Source organism: Paenibacillus sp. FSL H8-0168, assembly GCF_038592955.1.
GTDB lineage: Bacteria > Bacillota > Bacilli > Paenibacillales > Paenibacillaceae > Paenibacillus > Paenibacillus polymyxa_B.
On sequence record NZ_CP151948.1, the window covers coordinates 906727 to 920012 of the forward strand.

At 46.5% G+C, this 13286-nt stretch carries 7 protein-coding genes and 3 rRNA genes; 9 read left to right on the top strand and 1 reads right to left on the bottom strand.

Annotation, left to right across the window (positions count from 1 at the left end):
* Positions 1-235: 235 nt before the first annotated feature.
* Complete coding sequence (locus tag MHI21_RS04155; RefSeq protein WP_061831557.1) at positions 236-853, top strand: Type 1 glutamine amidotransferase-like domain-containing protein; 618 nt, start codon at positions 236-238, stop codon at positions 851-853.
* Positions 854-938: 85 nt separating this feature from the next.
* Here the strand turns inward: MHI21_RS04155 and MHI21_RS04160 are convergent, their stop codons facing one another.
* On the bottom strand, positions 939-2069 hold the full coding sequence (locus MHI21_RS04160) for a Gfo/Idh/MocA family oxidoreductase (RefSeq protein ID WP_342419496.1): 1131 nt from the start codon (positions 2067-2069) through the stop codon (positions 939-941).
* 132 nt (positions 2070-2201) lie between these two features.
* On the opposite strand from MHI21_RS04160, the gene MHI21_RS04165 reads away from it, so the two are divergent.
* The 8 genes from MHI21_RS04165 to MHI21_RS04200 all read left to right on the top strand — a co-directional run bounded on the left by MHI21_RS04165 (position 2202) and on the right by MHI21_RS04200 (position 13260).
* Positions 2202-3047, top strand: a complete 846-nt coding sequence (locus MHI21_RS04165) for a LysR family transcriptional regulator (protein ID WP_342419497.1) — start codon at positions 2202-2204, stop codon at positions 3045-3047.
* A 362-nt stretch (positions 3048-3409) separates the two neighbouring features.
* On the top strand, positions 3410-3880 hold the full coding sequence (locus MHI21_RS04170; RefSeq protein ID WP_160788983.1) for a MarR family transcriptional regulator: 471 nt from the start codon (positions 3410-3412) through the stop codon (positions 3878-3880).
* Positions 3881-3901: 21 nt separating this feature from the next.
* Positions 3902-4840 (top strand): NADP-dependent oxidoreductase, encoded by a 939-nt coding sequence (locus MHI21_RS04175; RefSeq protein ID WP_342419498.1) that lies wholly within the window; start codon positions 3902-3904, stop codon positions 4838-4840.
* A 361-nt stretch (positions 4841-5201) separates the two neighbouring features.
* Positions 5202-6572, top strand: a complete 1371-nt coding sequence (locus MHI21_RS04180; protein WP_023987039.1) for an NCS2 family permease — start codon at positions 5202-5204, stop codon at positions 6570-6572.
* Between the two features lie 449 nt (positions 6573-7021).
* A 16S ribosomal RNA gene (locus tag MHI21_RS04185) occupies positions 7022-8577 on the top strand.
* A gap of 286 nt (positions 8578-8863) precedes the next feature.
* Positions 8864-11792, top strand: a 23S ribosomal RNA gene (locus tag MHI21_RS04190).
* A 144-nt stretch (positions 11793-11936) separates the two neighbouring features.
* Positions 11937-12053: ribosomal RNA gene (rrf, locus tag MHI21_RS04195) — 5S ribosomal RNA — on the top strand.
* Together the 16S, 23S and 5S rRNA genes form the textbook arrangement of a ribosomal RNA operon.
* Positions 12054-12267: 214 nt before the next feature.
* Positions 12268-13260 carry a ketoacyl-ACP synthase III gene (locus MHI21_RS04200; RefSeq protein ID WP_341162262.1) on the top strand — a complete coding sequence of 331 codons (993 nt, stop codon included), beginning with the start codon at positions 12268-12270 and terminating at the stop codon, positions 13258-13260.
* Positions 13261-13286 lie beyond the last annotated feature (26 nt).

Consider the following 13286-nt stretch of genomic DNA (forward strand, 5'->3'; position numbering starts at 1 on the left):
TTTTATGGGCCAAAATCAAGGAACCCCAGTTATTTTCAGCGGATACGAGGTTGAAAAAGAGGAGATATTATTCAATAATAATGTCTCCTTTTTTTATATGACTTTATCAGCTTCAACCTTTTTTATGTATCCTCCAATGGTGTCATGTTTTGATACTAATATATTTTATAATATACCTAGAATAAAGTGTTACATATCCCGTTTCATTAAACGCTGTTCTAAGGAGAATAAAGAGATGAAAAAATTATTTTTGTCGTCCTCATTTAAGGATGTTGCACCATGGTTAGTCCATTTCGCCGGTGAAAACTTGGAAGGAAAAAAAGTCACCTTCATCCCAACCGCAAGTATTCCAGAGAAAGTTAAGTTTTATGTGGAATCAGGAAAAAAAGCATTAGAGAGTTTAGGATTAGTCGTGGATGAAATCGAAATAAGCACAGCAACCTGGGATGAAATAGCGAGTAAAATTAGAGGGAATGACTATATTTATATTACCGGAGGCAATACATTTTATTTACTTCAAGAGTTAAAAAGAACTGGGGCTGACAAAATCATTGCTGAAGAAGTTAATGCAGGGAAATTGTATATAGGCGAATCTGCCGGTTCGTTGATTTTATCACCGAATATCGAATATGTTCAACTTATGGACGATGTTCAGGAGGCCCCTGCATTAGATTCCTTTGCTGCGCTAGGGGTCATTGAATTCTATCCAGTCCCCCATCATACGAACATTCCGTTTAAAAAAGCGGTGGAGAACATCATTGAGGAATATGGCAGCCAATTAAATTTATATCCAATCAGCAACGCGGAAGTTATTTTGGTTGAAGGTGACAGGATAAAAGTGGAGAACACATGACTTCATTAAAAAGGCAGCACAATATAAAGAACCTTTAACTCCACATCTATCGTGGTGTTAAAGGTTCTTTTTTTATAATTCTACCTTACCATACGATCTTTTTCCCAGTTGCAGCCGATTCCTCAATGCGGTCCAGTAGCTGATGCAGCTTTAAGGCATGGTTGAAATCGGGAGCGAGACGGGTGTGTGTCAAAATATCCTCGGCAAAAACATAATGAGCCTTGGCTACATTCAGGGTTACCCCTTGTTTTGGGAAATCCAGGCTTGTATTAGGCTCTCTACTTATACTTATTTGTTCAAAAGCGCCATTAGGGCCATGACTCTGCGTACTGCTTGGATCGTACACAAGTTTTTCGAGCGTTAGATTCCCAAATTGAACATGCCCAAGCGAAGGATTCTGTGTCAAACGCAAAATGCCCTTTTTCCCCTGAATCTCTATCTCAAACTTAGAATTTACTCCACCTTGAATGTGAACGGATACCGGTACTCCTTTTTCCAACAGCCCGTGAATCAAAATCTGATCGGCTGTATCCTTGGAAATGACTTCACCCGTTTCCTCAATAGTGGCTTCGTTATAGCGGGATGATGTGATGGCCGATAGCTCGCGGAATTCGCCAACGATGTATTGCAGCGCATCTAGGGAATGCCCGCCATTAATCGTGAGCAGATTAGCCCCATTGGCTCTATTCAGCAAATAAGCAGTGTCCTGATTTACTTGTCCTCCTTTGCCGGGAGTAGCTACTTGCATATGACAGGATATAATTTCACCAATCTCTCCGCCCTGTACGAGTTTTTTCATCGTTTGCACTTCAAGATCCTGTCGTGCCTGCAAGCCGACGGTATGATGAATGCCTGCCAATTCCGCCGCCTTGGCCATTTTAGCAGCTTCCGCAGTGTTTGCCCCCAAGGGCCATTCACAAAAAATATGCTTTCTCTCTTGAATTGCCGCCATCACCGCCTCGTAATGATGGGGAACTTTTATGCTCACCACGACCATATCCACATCCTCGGAAGCTGCGAGCTTTTTGGCATCATCAAAAGCCAGTGCCGCGCCTACTTCTTCTGCGCTTTGTCGCGCACTCTCCATACGAGAGGTACCGACGGCAGTGATATCCAGGTTCAAGTGCTTGAGCAAAGCCGGAATATGCGTTTGACTGGCCCATTTATTATTCATCGAACCTCCTACGATACCTACACGAATCTTCTTTTTGATCATGTTGCCATACCTCCTGAGTTTTTAAAATGAGGGTGGAAAATAGCGTCCAAGGCCAATATAATACATTTAACTCATAAATAATAATGCTTGTTTATGATATAGATATCATTTTATTTGATGGGGGATGAAGAGATGGATATTGAAAATATGCAGGCATTTGTTTCGGTGGCAGAGCTGAGAAGCCTGACAGAAGCAGCTCAAAAGTTGAATCACCTGCAATCGAATATGACGGCCAAAATAAAGAAGCTGGAGGCTCATTACGGCACAGCGTTATTTTACCGAAAGCCCCGTGGTATGGAGCTGACACCTTCAGGAGAAATCCTATATGCTCAGTTCAAGCAAATGCTGTCGCTATGGCAAGACACGGAGATGAAAATGAGACCGCAGGAGGAAAAGCTGCGCATTGGTACGATGCAGTCCGTTGTTGCGGGGGAAACAACAAGGGCGCTTACGAAGGTATACGAGCTGTACCCGCAGGCCTCGGTTACATTAAAAACCGGAACCACCACGGAAATGGAGCGATTGATCCTCGACGGCGAGCTCGATATTGCTTTTGTCACAGGGTATCCCACCAACCCGTATATTCATTATCAAAAAATATGCCGTGAAGAGTTGGTGCTGGTGGGAAAAGGCATACATGAAGGTTCAGACCTCAAACAGGTGCTGCAAGGAGCCTCTATTATCATATTGTCGGATGGCTGCCTGTACCTAACGCATTTAAAGAAGATGTACCAGGACATGCAATTGACCCATGGCGAGGTGGTGGAGGTCGGTGTGTTTGATACCATGGTGGAATTTTCCTTGATGGGAATGGGAATCACCCTTATGTCTAAAAGGCTTGCGCGGCAATTCAAAGTAACATCCTATTTGCCCACTCCCCCAACTTTCGGCTACATGGATACATATTTAATATCTCGTCCAAATCACGAAATGACAGCGATTGAACATAAATTTATCGAAATCAACAATACGATCTAATAGAGTAGGGGGAATTGATTTACAGAATCACGGCATATCCGGCAGCAGTGTAGCCAGTAGCGGTTTTGAACCGATGTGCGAGCGCCCATCGACAAAAACGCGTACGTTTTATGGTGCGCTCAAGCATATTGCCGAAGGATTAATTAACCGTTACCCGGACAAGCTGATCGTCTTTTTGCCCCCCCTCACGGATCAAGTGATACGGTTCCTGAGCATCTGCCTAATGCCATCACAGGTCAAGTCTATAGCGCGTATGCACAGGCTGCTCAGGCTATTCGTTTAGCTTGAGCATTTTTTTGTGATTGTAGGATTTGTATATACTTGTCTCAGACTTGTTTATTTTTAGTGAGGGTGTATAATACTTGATATATCAATTGATGGGTCAAGCATTAGAAGGAGGGTTTGTCATCGAACATTGCTCTGAAAGAAGCCAGTTGTTTTATCGCATGCATCTTTTGTGTAAAGAAATGAATAACGCTTTTGAAGCACAATTAAAAACCAGTTTTACCAAGGTCGAAATTTTGTATCATATTGATCATCGTCAGGAACTAAGTCAGCTGGAGCTCCAACATCTGCTCGTTCTGGATGGTGCAGCAGTGACCCGACATCTGAGAAGGCTGGAAGAGGAAGGTCTGATTTTACGTAGTAAAAAAGAGCAGGATAAGCGTGTGACCTATATACGTTTGACCGAATTAGGGGTTCAAGAGCTGCAAGTTTTGTCAGAGCAAAGACAAGCCTTTCAGGAAAAGCTGCTATGTAAGTTTACAGATGAGGAAATTGTGGTTTTGACAGATGTGCTACAACGTATGTCTAGCAATGTAAAGAATATGTAAATGTGCGAGGAGGAAATGAATATGAAAGCCATCGTTATAGATCAGTATGGAAGCAAGGATGAATTGAAAGAAAGAGAAGTGCCTACTCCTACACCACAGGCTCACCAGGTTGTAGTCAAAGTGGCGGCTACCTCCATCAATCCAATTGACTGGAAGCTACGTGAAGGTTACTTAAAACAAATGATGGATTGGGAGTTCCCGATTATTTTAGGCTGGGATGTAGCCGGTACTATTTCGGAAGTAGGCAGCGAGGTCACCGATTGGAAAGTGGGAGATGAAGTGTTTGCACGTCCGGACACCACCCGATTCGGTACTTATGCCGAGTATACCTTGGTGGATGATCATCTGCTGGCACGTAAACCCGCCTCAATTTCTTGGGAGGAAGCCGCTTCTGTACCTTTGGCGGGGTTGACTGCTTGGCAGGCGCTCTTTACACATGGTCAACTGACCAAAGGGGAAAAAGTATTAATCCACGCAGGTGCAGGTGGCGTAGGTATGTTTGCTATCCAGTTTGCCAAACAAGCCGGAGCCTATGTCATTACTACAGCCAGTGAGCGTAATCATGAATTGCTTGCTTCATTGGGAGCCGACCAAATCATTGACTATCGTACAACTCGTTTTGAGGAAGTTTTATCTGATGTGGACGTGGTGTTCGATACGATGGGCGGGGATGTTCAGAAGAACAGCTTTAAGGTAGTGAAAAAGGATACCGGACGGATCATATCCATTGTCAGCAATTTTGACGAAGAGTTGGTCAAGGAGTACAACGTAACAGCCCAAAATATATGGCTGGAGCCCAATGGACAGCAACTACAGGAAATTGCCGATCTGTTGGAGCAAAAGAAAGTAAGATCGGTAGTAGGAGCTACGTTTCCTTTTTCACAAAAAGGTTTGTATGACGCACACGCTTTAAGCGAAACCCACCACGCTGTTGGTAAAATTGCAATAACCTTCCCATAAGGACGCATACACATATACAGCACGAAAGGAATTGCACGATGAAGATTTTAGAAGATTATTTTCACTACTATGATCTATCGTTTATCTGGAAAATATACCGGACTCAGCGAATGCCTTTGATAAGTACAAAATATCTGATTCCTCTAAATGATAACCCGTCAGCTGCATAATAGCTTGCGGGTTTTCTGTTTTCCGAACAATACATATGTGTTCAATTTGTAACATTCGCTTTTTCTGTTGACAAGCAGTAGGTGAGAGCCTAAAATAACGAATGTAATAATATAGCGCATATGAATGCGAATATTACTTCAAACGAACGACAACAATACGAGTATGCTTTGCGTAGGAGGAATTACGACTCATGGAGCGTTTCTTTAAATTAAAGGAACATGGCACGAACGTCCGCACAGAGATTATTGCGGGGATTACTACTTTTATGACCATGGCTTATATTCTGGTGGTCAACAATACCTTTTTAGGTCCGACTGGAGCAGGTATGCCCAGTGAAGCTGTCTTTTTTGCGACGGCGGTAGGTGCAGGTTTGGTTACCATACTGATGGGGCTATTCGTTAATGTGCCGATCGGCATGGCGCCGGGTATGGGCTTGAATGCTTATTTTATGACTGTAGTCCTGAGTTCCAATGGCATGATTACTTGGCAAGCGGCACTTGGCGCTGTATTTATATCCGGTATCGTCTTTCTGATTTTAACCGTGACACGAGTAAGACAGATGCTGCTTGTTGCAGTTCCGGAAAATTTAAAGACAGCCATTACAGTGGGTATCGGTTTGTTTATTACGATTGTCGGCTTCAAGCTTTGTAATCTGGTTATGGTGAGCATCGTTCCAGGGACAGATGTTGGTCAACCGGTTCCGGGTCATGCTTTTAATTTGATTCTGGGAAGTCTGGTACATCAAAAGGATGCACTGCTGGCGCTAATCGGATTGCTTATTATCGCAGCACTGATGGTCGTTCGGGTCAAAGGTGCATTGCTGATTGGGATCGTAGCTACTACATTAATCGGTATTCCGATGGGAGTAACAAATTTGAGTAGCTTGACAACAGGCAACTGGATTCCTGATTTCAGTAATTTGGCTGTAGGTCAGTTAGACTTGAAAGCAGCTTTGCATATCGGTCTGTTTGATATCATTTTCATTTTCACATTTGTAGAGTTGTTTGATACGTTCGGTACCTTGGTAGGTACGGCTACACGCGCGGGTATAATGAAAGATAAGAAAAAAGGCGAGAAAATTATCGGTAAAGCAATGCTGGTGGATGCAGTTGGGGTAAGTACTGGTGCAGTATTGGGTACAAGTACGATTACAGCATTCGTAGAAAGCTCCGCAGGGGTAGAAGAAGGCGGACGTACCGGACTGACTGCTGTAACGACAGGTGTTCTGTTCTTGTTGGCCCTGTTTATTGCACCGTTGGCTCTGGTTGTGCCTTCTGCCGCTACTGCTCCAGCTCTGATTATCGTTGGGGTCCTAATGATGAGTCAGGTTCGCAATATCGACTGGGATAACTTCCTGTTGGCGTTTCCTGCATTTTTGACCATCGTGCTGATGCCTTTCACAGGTGGAATCGCGAATGGTATCTCTGCTGGTATTCTGTCTTACGTTGTGCTGGCTGTGTTTAGTAACCTGTTTACCAGCAATAAAGTTAAAATTCACTGGCTCATGTGGGTGCTTGCTATTATTGTAGTGATCCGCTTTGCCTTTATGGGCTCCGAATAATCAGTAGATATAGAACACAGAACCTCTTTCCTGTTGCTTAAGGGAAGAGGTTCTTTTTTTTGTAGTTAGACGCAGATAGATACAAAGGAGCTATTATATAGAAGGAAAACGAATAATAATAAAGTATTGTGAAACCTTATCTAATAAATGCTTGCAAAAGGGATATGTATATGGTATATTCTAATTCCGGCCAAGAAATACAATATTGCGAGCGAGTGTTACAAAAAAAGATTTCAAAAAAATGCTTGCAAAGTTGGTTCGGACATGGTAAGATATAAGAGTTGATGAGGCGACAAACCAAATCGACAAGAAAAGAATGTTTGATCTTTGAAAACTGAACAACGAGTGAGTAAAACGATTTTGTTCGCAAAATCAAACAAGAGATATTTTATCTCGTCAGTTTCAAAATGAGCTTATCGCTCTTTCTATAAACCAACTTTGGTTGGTCTTTAATGGAGAGTTTGATCCTGGCTCAGGACGAACGCTGGCGGCGTGCCTAATACATGCAAGTCGAGCGGGGTTATGTAGAAGCTTGCTTCTACATAACCTAGCGGCGGACGGGTGAGTAACACGTAGGCAACCTGCCCACAAGACAGGGATAACTACCGGAAACGGTAGCTAATACCCGATATATCCTTTTCCTGCATGGGAGAAGGAGGAAAGACGGAGCAATCTGTCACTTGTGGATGGGCCTGCGGCGCATTAGCTAGTTGGTGGGGTAAAGGCCTACCAAGGCGACGATGCGTAGCCGACCTGAGAGGGTGATCGGCCACACTGGGACTGAGACACGGCCCAGACTCCTACGGGAGGCAGCAGTAGGGAATCTTCCGCAATGGGCGAAAGCCTGACGGAGCAACGCCGCGTGAGTGATGAAGGTTTTCGGATCGTAAAGCTCTGTTGCCAGGGAAGAACGTCTTGTAGAGTAACTGCTACAAGAGTGACGGTACCTGAGAAGAAAGCCCCGGCTAACTACGTGCCAGCAGCCGCGGTAATACGTAGGGGGCAAGCGTTGTCCGGAATTATTGGGCGTAAAGCGCGCGCAGGCGGCTCTTTAAGTCTGGTGTTTAATCCCGAGGCTCAACTTCGGGTCGCACTGGAAACTGGGGAGCTTGAGTGCAGAAGAGGAGAGTGGAATTCCACGTGTAGCGGTGAAATGCGTAGAGATGTGGAGGAACACCAGTGGCGAAGGCGACTCTCTGGGCTGTAACTGACGCTGAGGCGCGAAAGCGTGGGGAGCAAACAGGATTAGATACCCTGGTAGTCCACGCCGTAAACGATGAATGCTAGGTGTTAGGGGTTTCGATACCCTTGGTGCCGAAGTTAACACATTAAGCATTCCGCCTGGGGAGTACGGTCGCAAGACTGAAACTCAAAGGAATTGACGGGGACCCGCACAAGCAGTGGAGTATGTGGTTTAATTCGAAGCAACGCGAAGAACCTTACCAGGTCTTGACATCCCTCTGACCGGTCTAGAGATAGACCTTTCCTTCGGGACAGAGGAGACAGGTGGTGCATGGTTGTCGTCAGCTCGTGTCGTGAGATGTTGGGTTAAGTCCCGCAACGAGCGCAACCCTTATGCTTAGTTGCCAGCAGGTCAAGCTGGGCACTCTAAGCAGACTGCCGGTGACAAACCGGAGGAAGGTGGGGATGACGTCAAATCATCATGCCCCTTATGACCTGGGCTACACACGTACTACAATGGCCGGTACAACGGGAAGCGAAATCGCGAGGTGGAGCCAATCCTAGAAAAGCCGGTCTCAGTTCGGATTGTAGGCTGCAACTCGCCTACATGAAGTCGGAATTGCTAGTAATCGCGGATCAGCATGCCGCGGTGAATACGTTCCCGGGTCTTGTACACACCGCCCGTCACACCACGAGAGTTTACAACACCCGAAGTCGGTGGGGTAACCCGCAAGGGAGCCAGCCGCCGAAGGTGGGGTAGATGATTGGGGTGAAGTCGTAACAAGGTAGCCGTATCGGAAGGTGCGGCTGGATCACCTCCTTTCTATGGAGAATCGTTTCCTGCAATGGAAACATTCAAATATGAAGCGTAAGCTTCAAAAACTACTCACTCGTTGCTCAGTTTTGAGAGCTCAAACTCTCAAAAAAAGCTGGTTGTATACAGCTTTGCACCTTGAAAACTGGATACCGAAACGAAATTGCGTTTTAGAATATTCCTTTAAGCTGATCTTGTGTAAACAAGTGAAATAAAGGTAGCTGCCTTGAATTTCATTCACACATTCGTGTCGAACCGAAATTCAGAGCAAATCGTATTTACCATGTAAATACTAGGTTAAGCTACAAAGAGCACACGGAGGATGCCTAGGCGCCAGGAGCCGACGAAGGACGTGGCGAACAACGATAAGGCCTCGGGGAGCTGTAAGCAAGCTTTGATCCGGGGATGTCCGAATGGGGAAACCCGGCTGTCTTCATCGACAGTCACTTTCTGCTGAATACATAGGCAGAATAGAGGCAGACCAGGGGAACTGAAACATCTAAGTACCCTGAGGAAGAGAAAACAATAGTGATTCCGTCAGTAGCGGCGAGCGAACGCGGATTAGCCCAAACCAAGGAGCTTGCTCCTTGGGGTTGTGGGACGTCTCACATGGAGTTACAAAGGAACCGGTTAGATGAAGAGGTCTGGAAAGGCCCGCCAGAGAAGGTAAAAGCCCTGTAGTTCAAAACTTGTTCCCTCCGAGACGGATCCCGAGTAGTGCGGGGCACGTGAAACCCCGTATGAATCCGGCAGGACCATCTGCCAAGGCTAAATACTCCCTGGCGACCGATAGTGAAGCAGTACCGTGAGGGAAAGGTGAAAAGCACCCCGGAAGGGGAGTGAAATAGATCCTGAAACCGTGTGCTTACAAGAAGTCAGAGCCCTATTTATGGGTGATGGCGTGCCTTTTGTAGAATGAACCGGCGAGTTACGTTCCCGTGCAAGGTTAAGGTGAAGAGCTGAAGCCGCAGCGAAAGCGAGTCTGAATAGGGCGAATGAGTACGTGGACGTAGACCCGAAACCGGGTGATCTACCCCTGTCCAGGGTGAAGGTGCGGTAACACGCACTGGAGGCCCGAACCCACGCATGTTGAAAAATGCGGGGATGAGGTGGGGGTAGCGGAGAAATTCCAATCGAACCCGGAGATAGCTGGTTCTCCCCGAAATAGCTTTAGGGCTAGCCTCGGAAAGAAGAATCGTGGAGGTAGAGCACTGATTGGGTGCGGGGCCCGCAAGGGTTACCAAGCTCAGTCAAACTCCGAATGCCATAGATTTAGTTCCGGGAGTCAGACAGTGAGTGCTAAGATCCATTGTCGAAAGGGAAACAGCCCAGACCATCAGCTAAGGTCCCCAAGTGTGTGTTAAGTGGGAAAGGATGTGGAGTTGCACAGACAACCAGGATGTTGGCTTAGAAGCAGCCACCATTGAAAGAGTGCGTAATAGCTCACTGGTCGAGTGACTCTGCGCCGAAAATGTAACGGGGCTAAACACACCACCGAAGCTATGGCTTGATGCATTGCATCAGGGGTAGGGGAGCGTTGAATGCGGGTTGAAGGTGTACCGTAAGGAGCGCTGGACTGCATTCAAGTGAGAATGCCGGTATGAGTAACGAAAAGATCTGTGAGAATCAGATCCGCCGAAAGCCTAAGGGTTCCTGAGGAAGGTTCGTCCGCTCAGGGTAAGTCGGGACCTAAGGCGAGGCCGATAGGCGTAGTCGAAGGACAACAGGTCGAAATTCCTGTACCACCGTAATCCGTTATGAGCGATGGGGTGACGCAGTAGGGTAGTGACGCGGACTGATGGATGTCCGTCTAAGCAGTGAGGCTGATGTGTAGGCAAATCCGCACATCGTTAAGGCTGGGCTGTGATGGGGAGCGAAAATTGTAGTAGCGAAGGTCATGATCTCAGACTGCCAAGAAAAGCCTCTAGCCAGGAGAAGGTGCCCGTACCGCAAACCGACACAGGTAGGCGAGAAGAGAATTCTAAGGCGCGCGGAAGAACTCTCGTTAAGGAACTCGGCAAAATGACCCCGTAACTTCGGGAGAAGGGGTGCCTCGGTAGGGTGAATAGCCCGAGGGGGCCGCAGTGAAAAGGCCCAAGCGACTGTTTAGCAAAAACACAGGTCTGTGCGAAGCCGCAAGGCGAAGTATACGGGCTGACGCCTGCCCGGTGCTGGAAGGTTAAGGGGAGTGGTAAGCCCTTCGGGGCGAAGCTATGAACCGAAGCCCCAGTAAACGGCGGCCGTAACTATAACGGTCCTAAGGTAGCGAAATTCCTTGTCAGGTAAATTCTGACCCGCACGAATGGCGTAACGACTTGGGCGCTGTCTCAACGAGAGATCCGGTGAAATTTTAATACCTGTGAAGATGCAGGTTACCCGCGACAAGACGGAAAGACCCCATGGAGCTTTACTGCAGCTTGATATTGAATTTGGGTACGATCTGTACAGGATAGGTGGGAGCCGTAGAATCTTGAGCGCCAGCTTGAGAGGAGGCATCCTTGGGATACCACCCTGATCGTATCTAGGTTCTAACTTGGTACCGTGATCCGGTGCGAGGACAGTGTCAGGTGGGCAGTTTGACTGGGGCGGTCGCCTCCTAAAGAGTAACGGAGGCGCCCCAAGGTTCCCTCAGAATGGTTGGAAATCATTCGAAGAGTGCAAAGGCAGAAGGGAGCTTGACTGCGAGACCTACAAGTCGAGCAGGGACGAAAGTCGGGCTTAGTGATCCGGTGGTACCGCATGGAAGGGCCATCGCTCAACGGATAAAAGCTACCCTGGGGATAACAGGCTTATCTCCCCCAAGAGTCCACATCGACGGGGAGGTTTGGCACCTCGATGTCGGCTCATCGCATCCTGGGGCTGAAGTAGGTCCCAAGGGTTGGGCTGTTCGCCCATTAAAGCGGTACGCGAGCTGGGTTCAGAACGTCGTGAGACAGTTCGGTCCCTATCTGTCGTGGGCGTAGGAAATTTGAGAGGAGCTGTCCTTAGTACGAGAGGACCGGGATGGACGTACCGCTGGTGTACCAGTTGTTCCGCCAGGAGCACCGCTGGGTAGCTATGTACGGAAGGGATAAGCGCTGAAAGCATCTAAGCGTGAAGCCCCCCTCAAGATGAGATTTCCCAATTAGTAAGACCCCTTGAAGACGACGAGGTAGATAGGTTGGGGGTGGAAGTGCAGTAATGCATGGAGCTGACCAATACTAATCGGTCGAGGGCTTATCCTAAAATAAAACGCAATGAGTTTCGGATCCAGTTTTCAGGGTGTAAGTTTTGTGTTGTATAGGCTCAAGTAGCTTATATGAAACAAGCGAACACACAGCATTTGGCGATGCTGATTCCTGAAAAAGAATTTGCGCAGCAAATTCATGTTTGGTGGCGATAGCGGAGGGGTTCCACACGTACCCATCCCGAACACGACCGTTAAGCCCTCCAGCGCCGATGGTACTTGGACCGCAGGGTCCTGGGAGAGTAGGACGTCGCCAAGCAACAAGTAAAAGAGACCAAGATCTTCTGAAGATCTTGGTCTCTTTTTTGCGTTATAAGGCACTGGGATTTTATTTAAAGTGAGTTTGTTATAAGTTCAACTGGATAAGTGGATATTAACTAATAAATAAGAAGACGGTTTTAAAATAATTTAGTACCAGGTATTAGTATCTGGTGTTATAATATGAATAAGGATTACAAAGGAGAGTGATCAGATTGTTGAATTCAAAAGCTAAGCTTACCGCCTTTGGCACTTATGTACCTGAACGGATTTTGACGAACGCTGACTTGGAGAAGCTTGTGGATACGAGTAACGAGTGGATTGTACAGAGAACGGGTATGCATGAAAGACGCATTGCGGCTGAAGATCAATATGTATCTGATTTATGTATACAAGCTATTACTCGTATGATTAACCTGTATGACGTAAATATAAACGATGTTGAGATGATTATTGTAGCGACGAGTACACCTGATTACTACTTTCCAAGCACGGCTTCACGTATTCAGGCTCATTTTGATATTCCAAACACAGGGTCAATAGATATTAGTGCAGCATGTGCAGGTTTTTCCTATGGACTTCATTTGGCAAATGGCCTTATTACGAGTGGTCTGCATCGTAAGGTGCTGGTAGTGGGAGCCGAAACGTTGTCCAAAATTACAGATTATACGGATCGGACGACGTGTATACTTTTTGGAGATGGTGCAGGGGTTGCACTTGTAGAATATGACGAGGATGAAGGATCATTTTTAACTTCAGATATAGGTACCTATGGGCAAGGGGGAGCACATCTTTACCGTGTGGGATTATCTGATCATTTGGATGGAGAGAAGCTGCAAGACCATGGATTTATTGCTCAAAATGGACGTGAGGTTTATAAATGGGCTGTTCGCTCTGTTCCAACGGGAATGGAACGATTATTGGATAAGGCAAATATGAAGAAGGAGGATCTTGACTGGTTTGTACCTCATAGCGCTAATTTGAGAATGATCGAGTCCATATGTGAAAGAAGTACAGTACCTTTGGAAAAAACGCTGACAAGCGTAGAATTGTATGGTAATACATCGGCGGCATCCATCCCGTTGGCTTTGCAGTGTGGTTTGGATGATGGACGTTTACGGTATGGACAACATGTGTTGTTATATGGATTTGGGGGAGGCCTCACCTATGCGGGTCTGCTATTAAAATGGAGTGTGCCTGATTTGTAAGTTATCCTAACCCATGTAGAAGCAAT